The organism is Luteococcus peritonei, assembly GCF_039526385.1.
GTDB classification, from domain to species: Bacteria; Actinomycetota; Actinomycetes; order Propionibacteriales; family Propionibacteriaceae; genus Luteococcus; species Luteococcus peritonei.
On sequence record NZ_BAAAIX010000007.1, the window covers coordinates 216403 to 237178 of the forward strand.

The following is a 20776-nucleotide window of genomic DNA, read 5'->3' on the forward strand; positions in this document are numbered from 1 at the left end:
AGGATCAGTCCTCGACCACCTCGTTGACGGTGCGGGCGGTCTCGGCCAGGCCGGCCGCGCGGGCCTTGCGCTTCTCGTTCCACCACTCGAAGATCATCGGGACCAGCGAGATCAGCACGATCAGGATCAGCACCAGGTCGATGTTGTTGCCGATGAAGGCCACATTGCCCAGCAGGTAACCCATCAGCGTCACGCCCCAGACCCAGATGACGCCACCGATGGCGGTCCAGGTGATGAAGTGGCGGAAGTTCATGCCCGCAGCACCGGCCACCATGGTGACGAAGGTGCGCACGAAGGGCACGAAGCGGCCCAGCACCAGCGCCTTGGAGCCGTAGCGCTCGAAGAAGTCGTTGGCCTGGCCCAGGTGCTTCTCGCTGAAGATCTTGCCGAAGACGTTGTCGCGCGGCTTGAACAGCCAGGGCGAGATGAACTTGCCGACGTAGTAGCCGGCGATGTTGCCACCGATGGCGAACAAGGTCATCAGCGAGCAGGCGACGACCAGCACCATCGGCTTGGACATGGAGCCGAAGGTGATCGACGGCGGGTTCATGGCGATGAACATGCCCACCGTGAACAGCAGCGAGTCGCCCGGCAGCACCGGGAAGATGGCGCACTCGATGAACAGGATCAGCGCCACGCCCCACAGCGCCCAGTTGCCCAGGTTGTGGATCAGGGTGGCGGGATCGAGCCAGTCGGGCATCAGCATGGGCGTCAGCAGCAGGCTGGAGATCAGGGGATTCACGCTGTCAGGCTAACCTCTGGGACTGTGACGAGCCTGAGCAGCGAGCGGCCCGGGCCTGTGGGCCAGGAGCCCGACGATCCCACCGCACCGAGCCATGGTGTGGGGCCGCATCCGCAGCCCTGGCCCGAGGACCAGCGGCTCGATCCGGAACTGCTGGCCGCGGGGGACCGACGCAATGTGCTGGACCGCTACCGCTACTGGCGCCTGGAGGCGATCGTCGCGGAGCTCGACCGGCACCGCCACCCGCTGCACGTGGCCATCCAGAACTGGGAGCACGACTTCAACATCGGCTCCATGGTGCGCACCGCCAATGCCTTCAACGTCGCCGGCGTGCACATCGTGGGACGGCGACGCTGGAACCGTCGCGGCGCCATGGTCACCGACCGCTACCTGCACGTCCACCACCACCCCGACGTGGCCTCGCTGCAGGCCTGGACCGCCGAGCGGCAGATCACCCTGGTGGGCGTCGACAACCTGCCCGGCTCGGTGCCGCTGGAGAGCACCATGCTGCCGCGCGACTGCTGCCTGGTCTTCGGCTCCGAGGGTCCGGGCCTGACCGAGGAGATGGTCGCGGCCTGCGCCAGCCTGGTGGCGATCAGCCAGTACGGCTCCACCCGCTCGATCAATGCCGGCGCCGCTGCCGCGATCACCATGTACCACTGGGCGCTGCAGCACGCGCAGGCCTGATCCGCCCTGGACCTGCGCGCCCTCCGGGATCAGCGGCGCGCGGCCAGTCGCCGGGTGAAGGCTGCCTCGGTGAGCACCTCGCGGTTCACCACGAAGCTTGGCTCCTGCCCCGTGGACACCGCCAGGATGGCGTCGATGCAGGAATTCCCGTTGCCCAGGCTCATCTCCGAGGTCCAGGCCAGGCTGTGCGGTGCCAGGGTCACGTTGTCGAGCTGCTCAATGCCGGAGGTCTGGGGCTCCTCCTCGAAGACGTCCAGCCCGGCGGCGCGGATCGTGCCATCGGTGAGCGCCGCGATGAGCGCCTGCTCGTCGACGATCGGCCCGCGGGCCACGTTGAGCACCACCGAGGTCGGCCTCATCCGCGACAGGAAGTCGGCGTCGACGAAGTGATGGGTGTCCGGGGTGAGCGCCGCCATCACCACCAGGGCATCGCTGCGACGAGCCAGCTCTTCCCGGTCCACCAGCTCGACGCCCAGCTCGGCGGCGCGCTCGGCAGGGCAGAAGGGGTCGAAGCCCACCACCGTGACGTCGAAGGGAGCCAGCAGCCGCACCAGCTCGCCGCCGGTGTTGCCGACGCCCATCAGCCCGATGGTGAGGCCGTTGAGGCCGGTGCCCATCAGCCCGGTGCGCTCGGCCCAGCGGTGCTCGCGCACCAGCCGGTCCTTAGCCACCAGGTTGTGCAGCACGGCCAGCAGCAGGGCGAGGGCGGCCGTGGCGACGGGTCGCCGGGCACCATCGGGGGTGATGGTCACCGCGACGCCTTGGCGGGTGCAGGCGGTCAGGTCCACCGCGTCGTAGCCCACGCCGAAGCGGGCCAGCAGCAGGGGAGAGGGGGTGCCCTCCCGGAAGGAGTCGGCCGTCACGGCCGGGGCGGCGAAGAGCACCGCGTCATAGGGGGCCAGGTCCTCGGGCGAGAAGGCCGCCGGGGCGCTCGCCATGTATTCCCAATCGATCCCCGCCTCGTCCAGCCTGCCCAGGCCGATGTCGCCCCAGACATTGCGACCCTCGGACAGGAAGTCGGCCGAGACGCCGACGCGGAAGCCCGGCATCACAGCACGGCGATCGGGTTGATCGGGCCGCCGGTGCCGCGGGGCACGTTGAGCGGGGCCAGGGTGAACATGAAGCGGTACTGGTTCTCCGCCCGGCAGGCCGCCGACAGCGCCTCCAGGTCCAGGTTGTCCAGCAGCGGGATGCCCATGGCGGTGATCGCCAGGATGTGGATCGGGGAGCCGATGCCGGGCGTGGGGGAGGGGCGCACGTCGCTGTCCCCGTCGCCGCCCAGCACGCTGATCCGGCGTTCGGCCAGCAGCGGCATGGCATCCACGTGCAGGCCCGCTGCGCCGTCGACGTCAGGATTCCAGGGTCCCAGCGCGGCGCGACGGGCGAACTGCCCGCTGCGCACCAGCACGGCATCGCCCGGCTTGATCTCAACACCCAGCGCCTTCTCGCACTCCAGGATGTCCTCGGCATGGAAGGCGGTGCCCGGCTCGATCCAGTCCTTGCCCGCCACCGCGGCGAAGTCCAGCAGGACACCGCAGGTGACCAGGTGGCCCAGCGCGGCGACGTCGCCGAAGCCGGCGCCGGTGGCGTCCACCTCGCCGCGGGCCGAGTGGCCGTCGAAGAGCTCACCGCGGTAGGCGATGTGGCTCAGGGCGTCCAGGTGGGAGACCGACTTGCCGTGGAAGGCGACGCCCAGGAAGTCCTTGTTGCAGGTGGGTTCCGGGGGCTCGCGGTCACCCAGCTCCACCATCATGTGCAGGGCGGGCTGCGGGTTGTCGACCTCGGCGACGGTGTTCCACGGCAGCGCCATGCCCACGGAGGTGCCGGAGCGCACCAGGGAGGCGGCCTCGCGGGCCTTCTCGGGGCCCACCTCGTTCCACGCGCCCCGGGCGGGCTCGTCGTACTGGTCCCAGCGCTTGAGCTGCTCGTAGACCTGGTCGAAATCGGCCTGGGAGACGGTCGGCTGGTTGGCGAAACGCTCGCTCATCGCGGGGGACTCCTTCGTCGGGTACTTGCCGGTCACCCTAGTCCACTCCAATACTCTGTACCAGAGCCAAAATGCTGGACACGATGGACTGCGACAGATCTCACTCGCCCGACCGTGGCGTAGCCTTGGCCACCCGACGGTCGCACCCCGGCCGAGGCAACCAGGAGGTTCCCGTGGCAACCAGCAGTGTTCCCGCCCTCGCCCGCGCCATGCGGATCGTCGACCTTCTCGCCGGGGAGGGGCAGCCGGGCCTCGGGGTCACGGAGATCGCCAACCGGACCGGCATCGCCAAGTCCACCACCGCCCTGCTGTGCACCGCGCTGGAGGAGGAGGGGATGCTGCGGCGGCACGGCAACCACTACCGCCTCGGGCGTCGCTTCCTCGGCCTGGCCGGCGACTACCTCGCCACCGTGGACCAGCTGGGCGACTTCTACGACGAGGTGCGCCGCCAGCCGCTGATGTCCACCCAGGCAGCCCGGCTCGCGCTGCTCGACGGCACCGACGTGATCTACCTGGCCCGCTACGAGGTGGGCCACACCCGCCGGCTCAGCGGCGCCATCGGCGATCGTTTCCCCGCCTCGATCACCGCCACCGGCAAGGCCATGCTGTCCACCCTGCCGCCCGGTGCCGTCGAGGACCGCTACCGCGGCAAGCTCTTCCCCCGCTTCACCGAGCGCAGCATCCAGTCGCTGCCCGAGCTGGAGCAGGACCTGGCGCTGGTGCGCGAGCGCGGCTATGCGCTGGACGATGAGGAGACCAACCTGGGGCAGGTCTGCGTGGCGCTCCCGGTGGTGAACGTGCCCGGGGAGGTGGCCCAGCTCTCGGTGAGCACCACGGTCTCCAAGGAGCTCTTCACCCAGACCCCGGTCGAGGTCTTCGTCGCGGAGCTGCGCCAGGTGGTCGAGATCTTCGAGAACCCGCTGGCCGACCGCTCCTTCTGAGGGCCCGCCCCATCAGCGGCGTCTGCGGCGCCCCGGTGCACGGCTGGGGTGTGCACTTGCTCACTGCCTGAGCCCACGTCCTGACCGAATCTGGTCGGCGCTCTTGCCTGCCGTGCCCATCGCGGTCCAGAATCATGGACAACATCCAACAGGATGGACAGCGAAGCGCAGCGCAGCGCGACGAGAGGACCACCATGGCCGAAGTCCCACTGATCGAGATCACGGGTCTGGTGAAGCAGTTCGGGGCCACCCAGGCGCTCAAGGGCGTCGACTTCACCCTGCAGCCGCACAGCATCCATGCCCTGCTGGGGCAGAACGGTGCCGGCAAGTCCACCTTGATCAAGGTGCTCTCCGGCCTGTACCCGCCCACCGAGGGCCAGGTGAAGGTGCTCGGGCACGAGCTCGGCACCCCGGAGGCCTCCCGTGCGATGTCCTTCATCCACCAGGACCTCGGCCTGGTGGAGGCGATGAGCGTCGCCGAGAACGTCGCCCTCGACACCGACTACCCCCGCCGTGGTGGCCTGATCAGCTGGCGCCAGGTGCGCTCCCAGGCCGAGCAGGCGCTGGCCCTGGTGGACCTGGACATCGACCCCGACATGCTGGTGGCCGACCTGACGCGCGCCGAGCGCTCGCTGGTGGCGATCGCCCGGGCCCTGTCCGCCGACGCCCCGGTCCTGGTCCTCGACGAGCCCACCGCCTCGCTGCCGGCCGCCGACTCCCAGCGGCTCTTCGACGTGCTCAAGGGCCTCAAGGAGCAGGGCCGCGGCATGATCTACGTCTCCCACCGCCTCGACGAGGTCTTCGCCATCGCCGACTCGGTCACCGTCTTCCGCGACGGCCGCCTGGTGCACGCCGGCGGCATCGAGGACAAGACGCCCCAGGAACTGGTGGTGGACATCGTCGGCAGCAAGCCGCGCACCTACACCTCGCGGATCAATGTCCAGGAGCGCCCCGTCGTGCTCGAGGGGGAGCGGCTGCTGGCCGGCCCCGCCGGCCCGGTGAGCTTCCAGGTGCACGCCGGTGAGGTGCTCGGCATGGTCGGGCTGACCGGTGCCGGCCACGTCCAGGTGGGACGCGCCGTCGCCGGCGCCTTCCCCATCCATGGCGGCCGGATGGCGCTGCAGGGCCAGCCCTATGCCCCGGCGAACCCGGCCCAGGCCGTCGACCTCGGCGTCGGCTTCGTCACCTCCAACCGGATGGAGGAGGGGATGGCGCCCGAGATGAGCGTGGGCGAGAACTTCCTGGCCAACCTGCGGCCCTTGGGCAAGCGGCTGCTCTCCTGGAACAGCCCCCGCTCCGACGAGGCCCTGGCCAGCCGGCTCACCGAGACCTACGGCGTGCTGCCCAACAATCCCTACCTCCCCATCGCCACCCTCTCGGGCGGCAACCAGCAGAAGGTGATGGTGGGCCGCTGGCTCTCCGCGGACCGCACCGTCATCGTGCTGGAGGAGCCCACCGCCGGCGTCGACGTCGGCGCCAAGGCGGACATCTACCGCCTGCTGGAGTCCTCGCTGGACGCCGGTCTGGGCGTGCTGCTGGTCAGCACCGACTTCGAGGAGGTCGCCAGCGTCGCCCACCGCGCGCTGGTCTTCGTCCAGGGGAAGGTGACCGAGGAGCTCTCCGCCGACCGGCTCACCGTCAGCAACCTCACCGCCGCCAGTTCCGGCGCCAACCTCGTGACCACACACTGAGCAGGAGTCCCACCACCATGTCCCAAGCAACCACCGCCAGGCCGGCGCGCAGGCGTCGCAGCGGCTCCTTCGTCGGAACCTACGGCCTTCTCGTGCTGGCCGTCGCGCTCTTCGTGGTCTTCGCCATCGCGCTGCCCGGCACCTTCCTCACCCGTTCCAACCTGAACGCCATCCTTGGGGCGAACTCGATCCCGGCCCTGCTGGCGCTGGGCGCCATGATCCCGATCGCGACCGGCAAGTTCGACGTCTCGATCGGCTACACCCTGGGCCTGGCCCATGTGCTGATGATGGTGCTGGTGGTGCGCGGCGTGCACTGGGTGCTCGCCGCCCTGCTGGTGCTGCTGCTGATGACCTGCGTCGGTGTGGTCAACGGCCTGCTGGTGGAGCTCGGCAAGATCGACTCCTTCGTCGCCACCCTGGGCACCGGCTCGGTGCTCTACGCGATCACCGGCGCCATCACCAATGGCGCCCGCGTGGTGCCCGGCAGCACCGGCCTGCCCGACTGGTTCACCGACCTGTACGACTCCACCTTCTTCGGCATCCCGGTCTCGGCCTGGTACGTGGCCATAGCCGCGCTGGTGCTCTGGGTGGTGCTGGAACGCACCCCGCTGGGCCGCTACTTCTACGTGCTCGGCTCCAACCAGCGCGCCGCCGACCTGATCGGCCTGCCCACCCGCCGATACTCCGTCTACGCCTTCGCCACCTGCTCCTTCCTGGTGGGCTGCGCCGGCGTCCTGCTGGCCTCGCAGCAGCAGATCGGCAACCCCTCGGTGGGCTCGGAGTACATGCTCCCGGCCTTCGTGGCCGCCCTGCTGGGCAGCACCGTGATCAAGCCCGGCCGCCCCAACTCGGCCGGCACCATCGTCGCGGTCGTGACGCTGGCGATCGGCCTGGCCGGCATCGGCCAGCTCGGCGCCAACTTCTGGGTCAACCCGCTCTTCAACGGCGTGACCCTGCTGATCGCCGTCGGCCTGGCCGGCTGGAGCGCGCGTCGCAAGCTGATGGCCGGCGTGGCCGCCAACAAGGCCGTCGACGCCACCCCGCCGCCCGGTGCCACCGGTCTGCGCACCCCCGACGACCAGCTGCGCGACACCACCGGGGCGCACGCCTCGGCCACCCCCGTCATCTCGCCGGACGATCCCGCCGGCCCCACCGCCTGAACCGGCACCCACGAAAGGCTCACCATGTCTCGTCCTCCACGCCCCGTCCTGCAGGGCTGCGCCGTGCTGCTGGCCGGTTCGCTGATGTTCACCGGCTGCACCCGCGGCTCCCAGGTCCGCAAGGAGCGCGCCGCCGGTACCGCCTCGGCCAGTGGCTGCCAGGCTGCCGTCGACAAGGCGCGTGCCGCCGTCGAGAAGGCCAGCGCCAAGGACGCCCCCTGGGACGGACCGACCACCGGCCCCAAGGCCCAGGCCGGCAAGACCATCGTCTACGTCGCCCAGTCCATGCAGAACCCCGGCGTGGCAGGGGTGGCCGCCGGCCTGGAGCAGGCCTCGAAGGCGATCGGCTGGACCCTCAAGTCGATCGACGGGCAGGGAACCCCGGCCGGCATCCAGAACGCCTTCAACCAGGCGCTGGCGCTGAACCCCGACGGCATCGTCATCGGCGGCTTCGACCCCAACACGACGGCCAACCAGGTGGCGCAGGCCAATGCCGCCAAGATCCCGCTGGTGGGCTGGCAGGCGCTGGCCACCCCCGGCCCGAGCACCAGCCCCAAGCTGTTCACCAATGTCACCACCAAGGTGGACGACGTGGCCAAGATCAGTGCGGACTACATCATCGACCAGTCCAATGGCGATGCCGGCGTGGTCATCTTCACCGACTCCTCGATCCCCTTCGCCGAGGGCAAGAGCCAGATGATCAAGAAGGAGCTGGAGACCTGCAGCACGATCAAGCTGCTCAAGTACGACAACATCCCGCTGGCCGACGTGGCCGCCCGGATGCCGGCCGAGACCAATGCCCTGCTCAGCAGCATGGGTGACAAGTGGACCTACTCGGTGGCGATCAACGACGTCTACTTCGAGAACGCCACCGCGGCCTTCCGCCAGGCCGGACGCACCGCGGCCACGGCACCGGTCAACGTGGGCGCCGGCGACGGTGACGCCGCCGCCCTGACCCGGATCCGGACCGGTGACTTCCAGGCCGCCACGGTGCCCTCGCCGCTGCGCTCCGAGGGCTGGCAGATCGTCGACGAGCTGAACCGCGCCTTCGCCGGGGAGCAGGCCTCCGGCTACGTGCCGCAGGTGCACGTGGCCACCCAGGAGAACAGCACCGAGGACAACTTCTGGGATCCGGTGGGCTACGACGCGGCCTACAAGAAGATCTGGGGCAAGTAGCCACCACGACGACGGGGCCCGCCCGGATGCCTGGCATCCGGGCGGGCCCCCTTGCGTCGTTGCGGGATCAGGCCGTGCGGCCCTGCTCCACCCATTCCTGGATCACCGCGGTGTCGGCCTCGCCGCGGCCGGCCTCCACGAGGCCCTCGACGGCCGCGAGGATCGGGCCCACCACGAGCGAGTCGGTGCCGGTGGCCTCGGCCTCGGCCAGGTAGGCCTTGAGGTCCTTGACCCAGAACCAGAGCGGGCCGGAGGGGGAGTAGTCCTTGGTGGCGAAGCGGGTGGCCTTGTCCTTGAGCACCGCGCTGCCGGCATAGCCGCCCTGCAGCAGGTCGAACATCTGGGCCACGTCCAGCCCGGAGCGCTCTGCCACCACGCTGGCCTCGGCGATGGCGGTGATGGTGGCGGCCACGATGGCCTGGTTGCAGGCCTTGGCCACCTCGCCGGCGCCCAGCGGGCCCAGGTGGAGCGCGGTGCCGGTCAGGTTCAGCACCTCCAGCACGGGGGCGACCAGCTCGTCGGCCCCGCCGACCATGATCGACAGGGTGCCGGCCTCGGCGCCCACCTGCCCGCCGGAGACTGGGGCGTCCACGACGTGCAGCAGACCGCCCGAGGCCTCGGCCAGCGAGGCGTCCAGCTCGCGCACGTCGGTGGCGGCCACGCTGGAGCAGACCACCAGCGTGACGGGATGCTCCAGGCCCGCCAGCAGGCCGTCGGGTCCCTCGCAGACCTGTCGGACGTGCTGGATGGCGGGGACCATGCAGATCACCAGGTCGCACCCGGCGGCGAGCTCGCGGGCCGTGGCGGCCCACCGGGCCCCCTGGTCCATCAGCGGACGGGCCTTCTCGTCGGTGCGGTCGTTCAGCACCAGGGCGTCGTCCGGGCCCAGCCCGGCGAGGATGTGGCGGGCCATCGGGGCGCCCATGGTCCCGAGTCCGATGAATCCGACGGTGGTCATGCCTGCTCCTGTAGGTGGAAGGGGACGGCCACGATGCCGTCGACAGGGCTGAATCTACGCTCCCGACGGCGCGCAGAACAGAGAAAAGTCACAATTTGTTCATCCCATTGAACGTGGTTCAGCAGAGTGTTACGTTTCTCGTGCCGCGCGACGAGGCGTGGCCACAGCACCACGGAGCATCCATGAGCAACGAAGCACCGGCCGCCCGTGCCGGAATGACCGATGCGGAGTACGCGGACAACCTGCGCCGCGCCACCCTGGCGAGCTCGATCGGCTCGGCCCTGGAGTACTACGACTTCGCCCTCTACGGCCTGTCGGCCTCCCTGATCTTCGGCACCCTGTTCTTCCCCGAGTTCGGTGGCGCCAAGGGCACGATGGCCTCCTTCGCGGTCCTCGGCGTGGGCTTCCTGGCCCGCCCGCTGGGCGGCCTGATCTTCGGCACCCTGGGCGACAAGATCGGCCGCAAGTGGGTGCTCATGGTCACCATCGCCCTGATGGGTGGCAGCTCCACCGCGATCGGCCTGCTGCCCACCGCCCACCAGCTGCCCAACCCCTCCTGGCTGGCCCCCGGCCTGCTGGTGCTGATGCGCCTGCTGCAGGGCCTCGGCGCCGGGGCCGAGCAGGCGGGCTCCACGGTGCTGATGGCCGAGTACGGCCCGCGCAAGCGCCGCGGCTTCTTCGCCGCCCTGCCCTTCGTCGGCATCCAGGCCGGCACCCTCCTGGCCTCGGCCGTCTTCTGGGCCGTCAGCCAGGCCAGCGACGAGATCCTGCTCGGCTGGTTGTGGCGTGTGCCCTTCCTGGTGAGCTTCGTGCTGATCGGCATCGCCGTCTGGATCCGCTCCCGGTTGCGGGAGACCCCCACCTACATCGAGCTGGAGAAGCACGAGCAGGTGGAGGAGAACCCGCTGGGAGAGCTCTTCCGCAACTCCTGGCCCTCGGTCATCAAGGGCATCGGCCTGCGAATGGCCGAGAACGGTGGCTCCTACCTGTACTCCAACCTGGCCGTCACCTTCATGGTCTACTACGGCGTCACCAAGGGCGTCGGCGCGCTGGCCGTGGCCGCCGCCAGCATCATCGGCATCTTCTCGGTGCCGCTGATGGGCAAGCTGTCCGACAGCTGGGGTCGCGTGCCGGTCTACCGGATGGGCTCGCTGATCCTGCTCGCCCTGAGCTTCCCGGGCTGGTACCTGCTCACCAAGGGCAATCCCTGGCTCAGCATCCTGATCGTCGCGCTGTCCATCGGCTTCGGCGTGAACACCATGCTCGGCGCCCAGTGCGCCCTGCTGCCCGAGATGTTCGGCGCCCAGCACCGCTACGTTGGTGTTGCCGTGGCCCGTGAGTTCTCGGCAGTGCTGGCCGGTGGTCTCGGCCCCTTCATCGGCATGTGGCTGCTGGGTCGCACGGACTACGCCTGGTGGGTGGGTGGCACCTATGTCGCCGCGCTGTGCGTGATCACCTTCCTGACCACCTTCGTCACCCCGGAGACCGCCGGGCGCGACGTCACCCTCACCCTCGACGCCCACAAGGGCGAGGACCGCACGATCGGACTGGAGCTGCAGCGATGACCAACCTCTTCGACATCACCGGGCGCACCGCCTTCGTCACCGGGAGCTCGCGTGGCCTGGGCCACGCGCTGGCCACCGGGCTGGCCGAGGCCGGGGCGAACGTGGTCCTGCACGGCCGTGGGGGCGACACCCTGGAGCAGGCCGCCGAGCGGCTGCGTGCCCTGGGCCAGGGCGCCATCGCCACCGTCAGCTTCGACGTCACCGACGCCGCCGCCGTCGAGGAGGGGGTGGGCCGACTGATCGCCGAGCACGGCTGCCCCGAGATCCTGGTCAACAATGCCGGCGTCCAGCGCCGTGCCCCGATCACCGAGTTCGCCGCCCAGGACTGGGACGACGTGGTGGCCACCAACCTGTCCAGCGCCTTCTACGTGAGCCAGCCTGTGGCCCGTGCCATGAGCGAGCGCGGCTCGGGCAAGATCATCAACATCGGCTCGGTGCAGTCCATGCTGGCGCGCCAGACCATCGCCCCCTACTCGGCCTCCAAGGGCGGCATCGTGATGCTCACCAAGGGCATGGCCGCGGACCTGGCCCGCTTCAACATCCAGGTCAATGCCATCTCGCCCGGCTACTTCGCCACCGAGATGAACCGCGACCTGTGGACCGACGAGGCCTTCAACACCTGGGTCATCAACCGCACCCCGGCGCAGCGCTGGGGCCGCTTCGAGGAGCTGGTGGGAGCGCTGGTCTTCCTGGCCTCCGATGCCTCCAGCTTCGTGTCGGGCCAGAACATCTTCGTCGACGGCGGCATGACCTCCGTGGTCTGAGCCGCACCACCCCACACCCAGCACGCGTCCAGGAAGGCAGCACCATGAAGTCGGTGGTCATCAACGGCAAGCTCGACATCGCCACCAGCGAGGTCCCCACCCCGGAGCCCGAGCCGGGCCAGGTCCGGCTGCGGATGGCCTATGCCGGCATCTGCGGCTCGGACCTGCACTACTACTTCGAGGGCGCCAACGGTGCCTTCGTCGTGAAGGAGCCGCTGGTGCCCGGCCACGAGGTGAGCGGCACCGTGGACCTCGATCCCAGCGGCACCTGGGCGGTTGGCACCCCGGTCACGCTGCACCCGGCCACCTTCGGCGAGAGCCGCCCCGGCATCGAGGACCGTCCCCACCTGTGGCCCAACGGCGCCTACCTGGGCTCCGCCTCCACCTGGCCCCACACCCAGGGTGGAGCCAGCGAGTACATGCTGGTCCGGCTGGACCAGCTGCGGGCCCTGCCCGAGGGGCTCGACCTGCGTACCGCCGCACTGGCCGAGCCGCTCGCGGTGGCCCTGCACGCCGTCGCCATCGCCGGGGGAGTGGAGGGCGCCAGGGTGCTGGTCTCCGGCTCCGGGCCGATCGGCCTGCTGGCCGCCGCCGCGGCCCTGGCCCTGGGCGCGCAGGAGGTCACCTGCTCCGACGTGATCGACGAGGCCCTGGAGCGGGCGAGCGGGATGGGAGCCCAGCGGGTGGTCAATGTCACCCGGGAGAAGCTTCCCGAGGAGTACTTCGACGTGGTGCTGGAGTGCTCCGGCGCCCCGGTGGCCACCAATGCGGCGCTGCTGGCGCTGCGCCGAGCCGGCATCCTGGTCCAGGTGGGCATGATGCCCTCGGGTCCGCAGGGCATCGACGTGGCCACCCTGGTGAGCCGCGAGCTTCAGCTGCGCGGCACCTTCCGTTTCAACGACGAGGTGGACCAGGCGGTGCAGCTGCTGGCCGAGCGGCCCTCCATCGCCGAGGTGATCACCCACGTCGTCGAGGCCGACGAGGCCGCCGAGGCCTTCGCCACCGCGAAGGACTCACGTCGCTCCGGCAAGGTGCTGCTGGACCTGTGGAACGAGGCCTGAGGTGCGTCTGGCCAGGATCGACACCCCGGACGGCCCCCGTCCCGTCGTCGCCGACGGCGATGTCTGGGCGGTGGTGACCGACCTGTTCGCCCAGCCGCTGGTGCGCACCGGCGAGACCCATCCCGTCGAGGGCACCAGGCTGCTGGCGCCCGTCGAGCCGCGCATCGTGCTCGGCATGGCGCACAACGGCGCTCCCGGCGACCGGGAGATCCCGCGGCAGGCCTTCATGAAGTCGGCCCGCACCGTCGTCGGCCCCGGCGATCCGATCGAGGTGGATGCCTCACTGGGCACCATCAACGGCGAGGGTGAGCTGGTGCTGGTGGTGGGACGCCGCTCCCGCCACCTGGACGACGAACAGGCCGCCGCCCACGTGCTGGGCTGGACCATCGGCAATGACGTCACCAATACCGAGCAGGACGACGAGAAGGCCACCCAGGTGAAGAACGGGGACGGCTACACCCCACTGGGGCCGTGGATCGAGACCGAGCTGCCCCAGGCCCTCGACCTGGCCATGACCATGTACCGCAACGGTCAGCAGGTGGCCGCCGCCCGCACCAGCCAGCTGGCCTGGAATCCCTACGAGGTCTTCAGCTACCTGACCCGGTACATGACCCTGGACGCCGGGGACGTGATCCTGACCGGCTCGCCCGCCACCTTCTTCCCGATCGTGGCCGGCGACCAGTGCCGTTGCGAGCTGGAGGGCATCGGCAGCCTGGACAATCCCGTGGTCGCGGCCCGATGACCGGCCTGGAGCAGGAGGGTGCGGGCGAGCAGCAGGAGCTGGTCGAGCTGAACCGACGCATCGGCGAGGCCGAGTCGGCCGCCGACCGCGACTTCTTCGAGGCCCTGCTCTGCGAGCAGTTCGTGATGCAGCGGCCCACCGGACGGCTCGACGACCGCGCCGCCCTGCTGGACGGGCTGGCCACCGGGGCGGTGCGTCGCACCGAACAGGTGAAGGTGCAGACCTTCGGGGAGCGCCGGGCCGTCGTCACCTGCCTGGTCACCAAGTGGCAGGAGACAGAGGGCGGGGCCACCGGGCCCGGCGCCGATGCCGCCTGCTTCCACAACCTGAGAGTATTCATCCGGGACGGGCACGCCGCGCCCTGGAGACTGCTGGCCTGGCTCAACGAGCCGCATCCCACCCGCTGAAGGAGCACCGCCATGACCCTCGACCGCCTCCGCGTCGCCGTCGTCACCCCGCTGAGCGACGAGAATGCCGACCTGATCCGCCAGGCGGATCCCCGCATCGAGCTGGTGCTGGAGCAGGACCTGCTGCCCCCGATGCGCTTCCCCGGCGACCACAACGGCGACCCGGCCTTCACCCGCACCCCTGAGCAGCAGGCCCGCTACGAGCAGCTCTGCGACTCCGCCGACGCCCTGTACGGCATCCCGGACACAAACCCGGCTGCCCTGGCCCGCACCGCGGCCGCCAATCCCGGCCTCAAGTGGGTGCACACCATGGCCGCCGGCGGTGGCTCGCAGGTCAAGGCCGCCCAGCTCCCCGAGGAGCAGCTGCAGCGCATCGAGTTCACCACCTCCGCCGGCGCCCACAGCCAGACCCTGGCCGAGTTCGCGGTCTTCGGCGTGATGTGCGGTGCCAAGGACCTGCCCCGGCTGCAGGCGCTGCAGGCCGAGCGCACCTGGGCCGACCGCTGGGCCATGAGGCAGGTCTTCCAGATGACCGTGCTGGTGGTGGGCATGGGCCACATCGGGCGCGAGACCTCCCGGCTCTTCCACGCCCTGGGTGCCCGGGTGATCGGCGTGAACCGCACCGTGCGCGAGGTGGAGGGCGTCGAGCAGATCTTCGGCGTCGACCAGCTCGCCGAGGTCATCGGCCAGGCGGATGCCGTCATCAACTGCCTGCCCGAGGCCACCGACACCACCGGCCTGATCAGCGCCGAGGTGCTGGCCCAGGTCAAGCCGGGGGCCATCTTCGTCTCCACCGGTCGTGGCACCTGCGTCGACGAGCAGGCCCTGGTGCAGGCCCTGTCCGACGGGCGCATCTCCTTCGCGGCGCTCGACGTCTTCGCGGTCGAGCCGCTGCCTGCCGACAGCCCGCTGTGGGCCATGCCCCATGTGGTCATCGCGCCCCACACCGGCGCCCTGAACGACCAGGAGGACGTGCTGATCGCCAGGCTCTTCGCGGACAATGCCCGGCGTCTGCTGGACGGCGAGGAGCTGGCGAACCGCGTCGACAAGGTCAAGTTCTACTGATGAGCGATGCCGTCGAGGAGGACCGCAGCCCGGCGCCCGCCGTGACCCGGGCCGCGGCCATCCTGCGCCTGCTGGCCCAGGAGGGCCCGCTCGGGCTCACCGAGATCGCCCGCACCCTGGAGCTGGCCAAGTCCTCAACGCTGAACCTGATGGTGGCCCTGGAGCAGGCCGAGCTGGTGCGCAAGGACGGCGCCGCCTACTGCCTGGGACGGGCCACGGTGGAGCTGGGCGGGGCCTATGTGCGCGGCTTCGACGTGGTGCGGGAGTTCCACCGGCTGGTGGCCGCCGACCAGGTGCTGAGCGAGCAGCTGCTGCACCTGGCCGTGCTGCACGACAGCGAGGTGCTCTACCTGGCCCGCCACGCCGGCCTGCACCCCTGGCGGATGTCGGCCAACGTCGGCGACCGCTTCCCGGCCTCCATCACCGCGGTGGGCAATGTCCTGCTGGCGCAGCTCGACGAGGCCCAGGTGCGCGCCAGCTTCAGCGAGCCGAGCAGCCTGCCGGTGTGGACCGAGCACTCCACCCGCACCGTCGACCAGCTGCTGGCCAAGCTGGAGCAGGTCCGCGAGCGGGGCTGGGCTGTCGACGACCGCGAGACCAACCCGGGGGTCTACGGCATCGCGGTGCTGGTGCCTCCGCGCAAGCCCGGGGACGTGGAGATGGCGCTGGGCACCTCGATGATGCACCACGTGGCGGACCAGGCGGCCCGCGAGCAGATGCTGGAGCGGCTGCTCGCCGCCCGCGACGAGCTGTCGGTGCCGCGTCGGCTCAACGGGCTGTGAGGTGGGGGAGGCCGGACGCACCGGCGGGCCCACTGGTACGCTGTGCATACCACCGTGCCAACTGGACTGACAGGGACTGATCCGTGAGCGACGAGGAAGCACCCATCACCACCAAGCGCGAGCAGGTGCGCACCATCCTGGAGCGCCGGATCCGCGAGGAGCTGCACGCCGGCGACGCGATCGCCTCGGAGCGGGAGCTGGTGCAGCAGCTGGGGGTCAGCCGCGTCACGGTGCGCCAGGCGATCAGCGACCTGGTGGACGCGGGTGTGCTGGAGCGCACCCAGGGCAAGGGAACCTATGTCACCGGACCGCAGGTGAACTCCCGGCTGCACCTGATGAGTTTCAGCCGCGAGATGCGCGCCCGCGGCCTGCAGCCGCGCACCGAGGTGCTCAGCGCCGAGGCCGAGCCGGCCGACGAGCGGGTGGCGGCCGCGCTGCGGATCGCCGTGGGTGACGAGGTGGTGCGGCTGGAGCGGATCCGGCTGGCCGATGACACCCCGATGGCCCACGAGGTGGGCTGGTATCCCAGCGCCATGTTCCCCGACCTGCTGGCGCACAAGCTGAACTTCGTCTACGACCTGCTGGCCGACCACTACGGCGTGGTGGCCACCAGCGGGGAGCAGAACGTCTCCGCCGAGTCCGCCGACGCCGACCGCGCCCGGATCCTGGGCATCGCCCGGCGGGCGCCCCTGCTGGTCACCGAACGCTCCACCTACGCCGGCGACCGGGTGATGGAGTACTCCACCAGCTGGTATCGCGGAGACCGCTACCGGATCCACTCCACCATCCGTCCCCGCGAGTCGATGGCCGATGTGCTCGGTGGCCAGGGGGACGGCGAGCCGGTGGACATCGCCGACCATGCCGTGGTGGAGGCGCCCCCGGCACGCCGAGCGACGGGGGCGGTCCGCGCGTGAGCGGCGCCTACGATGGGCCCATGACCGAGTACGCGGCCCCCGGGGCCGAGACCGCCCCGGCGGTCGGGCCCACCGCACCGGCCGTCGACCACTGGCCGCACTCCTCGCCCTACACCTACGTGGTGGCCTTCAACCCGGTGCCGATGGCCAATGCCGTGGCCACCCTGGGCAGCAAGCTGGCCCGCTCGGTGCTGTGGACCGTGCTGGGTGCCGCCGTGTGGACCGGCATCTGGTGGACCCAGCGCGACTCCTGGGGCACCCCCTGGCTGCTGGTGGCCGGCTACGGCATCAGCCTGCTGCTGATCCTCATCACCCTGGTCCGGCTGCTGGTGGCGCGCCGCAAGCTGCGCAGGATCGGCTCGGGCCCGGCGCTCGAGTCCAGCCAGTTCGGCCTGCGGCTGCACACCCTGGAGGGGGCCGTGCTGGAGCTGGCCTGGCCCCAGGTGGCGCGGCTGCGTACCGCCGGGCTCAAGGTGGGCTCGGGGCCCGAACTGGTGGTGGAGGCCCTGCAGGGCAAGGTCTGGTCCATGCCGCTCAGCTTCCTCGACGCGCTCCCGGGCACCATCGACGGCGGCCTGCGCGCCACCTCCGGTGGCCGCTTCGGGCTGGACCTCAGCGGCCTCGACGCCCTGTTCTGAGACGGCGGGTCCAGCCGCTGACCCCGCTGGTGCGCCGCGCCGGGTTCTTTGGGATAGTGGAGGTGCGCAACACCGCTATCCAGAGAAAGAGGCAGACAATGCCAGTCGCATCACCTGAGGTCTACGCCGAGATGTTCGAGCGGGCCAAGGCCGGAAAGTTCGCCTACCCCGCCATCAACGTGACGTCCTCCCAGACCGCCAACGCCGCCCTGCAGGGCTTCGCGGAGGCCGGCTCGGACGGCATCCTGCAGGTCTCCACCGGTGGCGCCGAGTACGCGTCGGGCCCCACCGTCAAGAACATGGTGACCGGTGCCGTTGCCCTGGCCGACTACATCCGTGAGGTCGCCAAGAACTACCCGATCAATGTCGGCCTGCACACCGACCACTGCCCCGAGCCCAAGCTCGACGGCTACGTCCGCCCGCTGCTGAAGCTCTCGGCCGAACGCGTCGCCCAGGGCCAGGACCCGATCTTCAACTCCCACATGTGGGACGGCTCCGCCCTCGACGACGTCGAGAAGAACCTGCAGATCGCCGAGGAGCTGCTGGCCCAGACCAAGGCCAACCACCAGATCCTCGAGATCGAGATCGGCGCCGTGGGTGGCGAGGAGGACGGTGTCGTCGGCGAGATCAACGACAAGCTGTACACCTCCGTCGAGGACGCCATGCGCACCGCCGAGGTCCTCGGCCTGGGTGAGAAGGGCATCTACCTGACCGCCTTCACCTTCGGCAACGTGCACGGCGTCTACAAGCCGGGCAACGTGAAGCTGCGCCCCGAGATCCTCAAGGACATCCAGGAGGCCGTCGGCGCCAAGCACGGCCAGGAGAAGCCCTTCGCGCTGGTCTTCCACGGCGGCTCCGGCTCCACCGAGCAGGAGATCAGCGATGCCGTGGACTTCGGCGTCGTGAAGATGAACGTCGACACCGACACCCAGTACGCCTTCACCCGCCCCGTCGTGGAGCACATGATGAAGAACTACGACGGCGTGCTCAAGATCGACGGCGAGATCGGCAACAAGAAGCAGTACGACCCCCGCGCCTGGGGCAAGAGCGCCGAGGCCGGCATGGCCGCTCGCATCGTCGAGGCCTGCCAGCAGCTGCGTTCGGCCGGCACCAGCGGCAAGTGACGCACCCGTTGGCCTGAACCACCACGTACGACGGCGGCGGCCGGTCCCCTCGGGGGCCGGCCGCCGTTCGTCGCCCAGCGCAGCGCTTGTCGGGTGCCGTGGGCTGGCTAGGCTGGCTCCATGTCAGTCGTGAAGATCAATGCCATCGACGTCCCTGAGGGTGCCGGAGCCGAGCTGGAGCGCCGCTTCAGCCAGCGGGCGGGCGTCATCGACGCCGAGCCGGGCTTCCTGGGCTTCCAGCTGCTGCGCCCGGTGGCGGGGGAGAGCCGCTACTTCGTGGTGACCCACTGGGCCGACGACGCCTCCTACGAGGCCTGGCGCGACGGTCAGGGCCGCGCTGCCCACAAGGGTGAGCACGGCCGCCCGGTGGCCAGCGGGGCCAGCCTGCTGGAGTTCGAGGTGGTCATGGACGTGGCGCCGCGGGGCTGAGGCCCCACGCGCCCCCCGGGCCTCACCAGGCGCCGACGCCGCCACCACCCAGGCCCTCGCGGGGGGCCTCCTCGACCGCGCCCAGCGGCCTGGCCTTGGCCCGGGCGGCCGCGACCTCCGGGGCCACCTCCCCGTCGGCATTGCGAGGGGTCCAGCCCTGCGCCGTGTTCCACTCGCTGCCGCAGCCGCCGCAGGCGAAGACCTGCAGCCCCTCGTCCACCTCGTCGGTGGGCTTCCAGTCGCACTTGCCCTGGCAGTCGTTGTGCTTGAGTTCACGCGTCATGGGCCCGATTCTGTCATGGCCACGGGGTCGGCACGGTGGCCCCGTGAGGCTCTCTCGATGTCGAGGTATGACCACAGACAAGGGGCTTTGTGAGAGCGTGCACAAATGTCCACCCCGCCTGTGCTTCCCGAGGGGGGCATGGAAGGATGGAGTCATGAGTCCGCGAAAGATTGGCGTAACCGAGGTCGCCCTCCGCGACGCGCACCAGAGCCTGATGGCCACCCGCATGGCCATGGAGGACATGGTCGATGCCTGTGCCGACATCGATGCTGCCGGCTACTGGAGCGTCGAGTGCTGGGGCGGCGCAACCTTCGATTCCTGCATCCGATTCCTCAACGAAGACCCGTGGGAGCGGCTGCGCACCTTCCGCAAGCTGCTGCCCAACAGCAAGCTGCAGATGCTGCTGCGTGGCCAGAACCTGCTGGGCTACCGCCACTACGAGGACCTCGTGGTGGACAAGTTCGTGGAGAAGTCCGCCGAGAACGGCATGGACGTCTTCCGTGTCTTCGACGCCCTGAACGACCCGCGCAACATGGAGCAGGCGATGAAGGCGGTGAAGGCCACGGGCAAGCACGCCCAGGGCACGATCTGCTACACCATCAGCCCGCTGCACACCACCGAGGGCTACGTGAAGCTCGCCGGCCAGCTGCTCGACATGGGCGCCGACTCCATCGCCTTCAAGGACATGGCCGCCCTGCTCAAGCCGCAGCCCGCCTACGACATCATCCGGGGCATCAAGGAGACCTACGGCGAGGACACCCAGATCAACGTCCACTGCCACTCCACCACCGGTGTCACCCTGGTCACCCTGATGAAGGCCATCGAGGCCGGTGCCGACGTGGTCGACACCGCCATCAGCTCGATGTCGCTCGGCCCGGGCCACAACCCCACCGAGAGCCTCGTCGAGATGCTCGAGGGCACCGAGTACACCACCGGGCTGGACATGGACCGGCTGATCAGCATCCGCGACCACTTCGCCACGGTGCGCCCCAAGTACAAGGAGTTCGAGTCGGCCACCCTGGTGGACACCGACATCTTCCGCAGCCAGATCCCCGGCGGCATGCTCTCCAACATGGAGAGCCAGCTCAAGGCCCAGGGTGCGGGCGACCGCATCAAGGAGGTCATGGAGGAGGTGCCGCTGGTCAAGAAGGACGCCGGCTACCCGCCGCTGGTGACCCCGTCCAGCCAGATCGTCGGCACCCAGGCCGTCTTCAACGTCCTGATGGGCCGCTACAAGGTGATGACCGGCGAGTTCGCCGACCTGATGCTCGGCTACTACGGCGAGTGCATCGGCGAGCGCAACCCCGAGGTCGTCGAGATGGCCAAGGCGCAGGCGAAGAAGGAGCCGATCACCGGCCGTCCCGCCGACCTGCTCGACCCCGAGTGGGAGAAGCTGACCGAGGACGCCGAGGCGCTGCCGGGCTACAACGGCACCGAGGAGGACGTGCTCACCAATGCCATGTTCCCCGGCGTCGCCCCGAAGTTCTTCGCCTCTCGTCACGACGGGCCCAAGAATGTCGGCAAGACCGACGCCCAGCTCAAGCAGGAGGCCGAGGCGGCCGCCGGCAAGGCGAAGGCCGTGCAGGGTCCCATCCAGTACAACGTCACGTTCGACGGGCGCTCGCACAGCGTCAAGGTCGAGCCCGCCTGATCGTCGAAG

General features: G+C 70.0%; 22 protein-coding genes. 17 read left to right on the forward strand and 5 right to left on the reverse strand.

Annotated elements, in window-relative coordinates:
- Positions 1 to 4: 4 nt before the first annotated feature.
- Entirely contained in the window at positions 5 to 742 is a 738-nt protein-coding gene (locus ABD073_RS03345; protein ID WP_343872380.1) for a DedA family protein, read from the reverse strand.
- Positions 743 to 799: 57 nt separating this feature from the next.
- On the opposite strand from ABD073_RS03345, the gene ABD073_RS03350 reads away from it, so the two are divergent.
- Positions 800 to 1429 (forward strand): TrmH family RNA methyltransferase, encoded by a 630-nt coding sequence (locus ABD073_RS03350; RefSeq protein ID WP_386751487.1) that lies wholly within the window; start codon positions 800 to 802, stop codon positions 1427 to 1429.
- A 29-nt stretch (positions 1430 to 1458) separates the two neighbouring features.
- Here the strand turns inward: ABD073_RS03350 and ABD073_RS03355 are convergent, their stop codons facing one another.
- Together ABD073_RS03355 and ABD073_RS03360 are read right to left on the reverse strand one after the other, a co-directional pair.
- On the reverse strand, positions 1459 to 2478 hold the full coding sequence (locus ABD073_RS03355) for a 2-hydroxyacid dehydrogenase (protein ID WP_343872381.1): 1020 nt from the start codon (positions 2476 to 2478) through the stop codon (positions 1459 to 1461).
- Positions 2478 to 3416, reverse strand: a complete 939-nt coding sequence (locus ABD073_RS03360; protein WP_343872382.1) for a cyclase family protein — start codon at positions 3414 to 3416, stop codon at positions 2478 to 2480. Before ABD073_RS03360 ends, ABD073_RS03355 begins: the two co-directional genes overlap by 1 nt.
- Positions 3417 to 3589: 173 nt before the next feature.
- On the opposite strand from ABD073_RS03360, the gene ABD073_RS03365 reads away from it, so the two are divergent.
- The 4 genes from ABD073_RS03365 to ABD073_RS03380 all read left to right on the forward strand — a co-directional run bounded on the left by ABD073_RS03365 (position 3590) and on the right by ABD073_RS03380 (position 8384).
- Positions 3590 to 4357 (forward strand): IclR family transcriptional regulator, encoded by a 768-nt coding sequence (locus tag ABD073_RS03365; protein ID WP_343872384.1) that lies wholly within the window; start codon positions 3590 to 3592, stop codon positions 4355 to 4357.
- 194 nt (positions 4358 to 4551) lie between these two features.
- The gene (locus tag ABD073_RS03370; RefSeq protein ID WP_343872385.1) at positions 4552 to 6048 is read left to right on the forward strand and encodes a sugar ABC transporter ATP-binding protein; all 1497 of its coding nucleotides are present in this window, start codon (positions 4552 to 4554) and stop codon (positions 6046 to 6048) included.
- Between the two features lie 17 nt (positions 6049 to 6065).
- Positions 6066 to 7208, forward strand: coding sequence for an ABC transporter permease (locus ABD073_RS03375; protein ID WP_343872386.1), 1143 nt, complete (start codon positions 6066 to 6068; stop codon positions 7206 to 7208).
- A 24-nt stretch (positions 7209 to 7232) separates the two neighbouring features.
- Positions 7233 to 8384, forward strand: a complete 1152-nt coding sequence (locus ABD073_RS03380; RefSeq protein WP_343872387.1) for a substrate-binding domain-containing protein — start codon at positions 7233 to 7235, stop codon at positions 8382 to 8384.
- Positions 8385 to 8451: 67 nt separating this feature from the next.
- Here ABD073_RS03380 and ABD073_RS03385 read toward each other — a convergent pair whose 3' ends face one another.
- The gene (locus ABD073_RS03385) at positions 8452 to 9342 is read right to left on the reverse strand and encodes an NAD(P)-dependent oxidoreductase (RefSeq protein ID WP_343872388.1); all 891 of its coding nucleotides are present in this window, start codon (positions 9340 to 9342) and stop codon (positions 8452 to 8454) included.
- Positions 9343 to 9524: 182 nt separating this feature from the next.
- On the opposite strand from ABD073_RS03385, the gene ABD073_RS03390 reads away from it, so the two are divergent.
- From ABD073_RS03390 to ABD073_RS03440, 11 genes are all read left to right on the forward strand, one after another.
- Positions 9525 to 10907 (forward strand): MFS transporter, encoded by a 1383-nt coding sequence (locus tag ABD073_RS03390; protein ID WP_343872389.1) that lies wholly within the window; start codon positions 9525 to 9527, stop codon positions 10905 to 10907.
- The gene (locus tag ABD073_RS03395; protein WP_343872390.1) at positions 10904 to 11671 is read left to right on the forward strand and encodes an SDR family oxidoreductase; all 768 of its coding nucleotides are present in this window, start codon (positions 10904 to 10906) and stop codon (positions 11669 to 11671) included. The genes ABD073_RS03390 and ABD073_RS03395 overlap by 4 nt, the downstream gene beginning before the upstream one ends.
- Positions 11672 to 11715: 44 nt before the next feature.
- A complete protein-coding gene (locus tag ABD073_RS03400) occupies positions 11716 to 12732 on the forward strand; it encodes an L-idonate 5-dehydrogenase (RefSeq protein ID WP_343872391.1) in 1017 nt (338 codons plus the stop codon).
- Between the two features lies 1 nt (position 12733).
- Positions 12734 to 13474, forward strand: coding sequence for a fumarylacetoacetate hydrolase family protein (locus ABD073_RS03405; protein WP_343872393.1), 741 nt, complete (start codon positions 12734 to 12736; stop codon positions 13472 to 13474).
- Positions 13471 to 13881 (forward strand): nuclear transport factor 2 family protein, encoded by a 411-nt coding sequence (locus ABD073_RS03410; protein WP_343872394.1) that lies wholly within the window; start codon positions 13471 to 13473, stop codon positions 13879 to 13881. Before ABD073_RS03405 ends, ABD073_RS03410 begins: the two co-directional genes overlap by 4 nt.
- 12 nt (positions 13882 to 13893) lie before the next feature.
- Positions 13894 to 14946, forward strand: a complete 1053-nt coding sequence (locus tag ABD073_RS03415) for a D-2-hydroxyacid dehydrogenase (RefSeq protein ID WP_343872395.1) — start codon at positions 13894 to 13896, stop codon at positions 14944 to 14946.
- On the forward strand, positions 14946 to 15728 hold the full coding sequence (locus ABD073_RS03420) for an IclR family transcriptional regulator (RefSeq protein WP_343872396.1): 783 nt from the start codon (positions 14946 to 14948) through the stop codon (positions 15726 to 15728). The genes ABD073_RS03415 and ABD073_RS03420 overlap by 1 nt, the downstream gene beginning before the upstream one ends.
- A gap of 83 nt (positions 15729 to 15811) precedes the next feature.
- The gene (locus tag ABD073_RS03425) at positions 15812 to 16642 is read left to right on the forward strand and encodes a GntR family transcriptional regulator (RefSeq protein ID WP_343872397.1); all 831 of its coding nucleotides are present in this window, start codon (positions 15812 to 15814) and stop codon (positions 16640 to 16642) included.
- Between the two features lie 20 nt (positions 16643 to 16662).
- Complete coding sequence (locus ABD073_RS03430; RefSeq protein ID WP_343872399.1) at positions 16663 to 17280, forward strand: hypothetical protein; 618 nt, start codon at positions 16663 to 16665, stop codon at positions 17278 to 17280.
- Positions 17281 to 17378: 98 nt separating this feature from the next.
- Positions 17379 to 18404, forward strand: coding sequence for a class II fructose-bisphosphate aldolase (gene fbaA, locus ABD073_RS03435; RefSeq protein WP_343872400.1), 1026 nt, complete (start codon positions 17379 to 17381; stop codon positions 18402 to 18404).
- A 120-nt stretch (positions 18405 to 18524) separates the two neighbouring features.
- A complete protein-coding gene (locus ABD073_RS03440; protein ID WP_343872401.1) occupies positions 18525 to 18833 on the forward strand; it encodes an antibiotic biosynthesis monooxygenase family protein in 309 nt (102 codons plus the stop codon).
- 22 nt (positions 18834 to 18855) lie between these two features.
- On the opposite strand, the gene ABD073_RS03445 is transcribed toward ABD073_RS03440, so the two are convergent.
- Positions 18856 to 19116, reverse strand: a complete 261-nt coding sequence (locus ABD073_RS03445; protein ID WP_343872402.1) for a hypothetical protein — start codon at positions 19114 to 19116, stop codon at positions 18856 to 18858.
- Between the two features lie 154 nt (positions 19117 to 19270).
- Here ABD073_RS03445 and ABD073_RS03450 point away from each other — a divergent pair, with 154 nt between their 5' ends.
- A complete protein-coding gene (locus ABD073_RS03450; RefSeq protein ID WP_343872403.1) occupies positions 19271 to 20767 on the forward strand; it encodes a methylmalonyl-CoA carboxytransferase subunit 5S in 1497 nt (498 codons plus the stop codon).
- The last annotated feature ends 9 nt before the right edge of the window (positions 20768 to 20776 follow it).

Bases quoted from the DNA above. Each gene is read 5' to 3' on its own strand.
- ABD073_RS03385 (WP_343872388.1), bottom strand. From the start codon at position 9,342: ATGACCACCGTCGGATTCATCGGACTCGGGACCATGGGCGCCCCGATG.
- fbaA (WP_343872400.1), top strand. From the start codon at position 17,379: ATGCCAGTCGCATCACCTGAGGTCTACGCCGAGATGTTCGAGCGGGCC.
- ABD073_RS03445 (WP_343872402.1), bottom strand. From the start codon at position 19,116: ATGACGCGTGAACTCAAGCACAACGACTGCCAGGGCAAGTGCGACTGG.
- ABD073_RS03430 (WP_343872399.1), top strand. From the start codon at position 16,663: ATGACCGAGTACGCGGCCCCCGGGGCCGAGACCGCCCCGGCGGTCGGG.
- ABD073_RS03380 (WP_343872387.1), top strand. From the start codon at position 7,233: ATGTCTCGTCCTCCACGCCCCGTCCTGCAGGGCTGCGCCGTGCTGCTG.
- ABD073_RS03395 (WP_343872390.1), top strand. From the start codon at position 10,904: ATGACCAACCTCTTCGACATCACCGGGCGCACCGCCTTCGTCACCGGG.
- ABD073_RS03390 (WP_343872389.1), top strand. From the start codon at position 9,525: ATGAGCAACGAAGCACCGGCCGCCCGTGCCGGAATGACCGATGCGGAG.
- ABD073_RS03410 (WP_343872394.1), top strand. From the start codon at position 13,471: ATGACCGGCCTGGAGCAGGAGGGTGCGGGCGAGCAGCAGGAGCTGGTC.
- ABD073_RS03375 (WP_343872386.1), top strand. From the start codon at position 6,066: ATGTCCCAAGCAACCACCGCCAGGCCGGCGCGCAGGCGTCGCAGCGGC.
- ABD073_RS03440 (WP_343872401.1), top strand. From the start codon at position 18,525: ATGTCAGTCGTGAAGATCAATGCCATCGACGTCCCTGAGGGTGCCGGA.
- ABD073_RS03355 (WP_343872381.1), bottom strand. From the start codon at position 2,478: ATGCCGGGCTTCCGCGTCGGCGTCTCGGCCGACTTCCTGTCCGAGGGT.
- ABD073_RS03370 (WP_343872385.1), top strand. From the start codon at position 4,552: ATGGCCGAAGTCCCACTGATCGAGATCACGGGTCTGGTGAAGCAGTTC.
- ABD073_RS03420 (WP_343872396.1), top strand. From the start codon at position 14,946: ATGAGCGATGCCGTCGAGGAGGACCGCAGCCCGGCGCCCGCCGTGACC.
- ABD073_RS03450 (WP_343872403.1), top strand. From the start codon at position 19,271: ATGAGTCCGCGAAAGATTGGCGTAACCGAGGTCGCCCTCCGCGACGCG.
- ABD073_RS03415 (WP_343872395.1), top strand. From the start codon at position 13,894: ATGACCCTCGACCGCCTCCGCGTCGCCGTCGTCACCCCGCTGAGCGAC.
- ABD073_RS03360 (WP_343872382.1), bottom strand. From the start codon at position 3,416: ATGAGCGAGCGTTTCGCCAACCAGCCGACCGTCTCCCAGGCCGATTTC.
- ABD073_RS03400 (WP_343872391.1), top strand. From the start codon at position 11,716: ATGAAGTCGGTGGTCATCAACGGCAAGCTCGACATCGCCACCAGCGAG.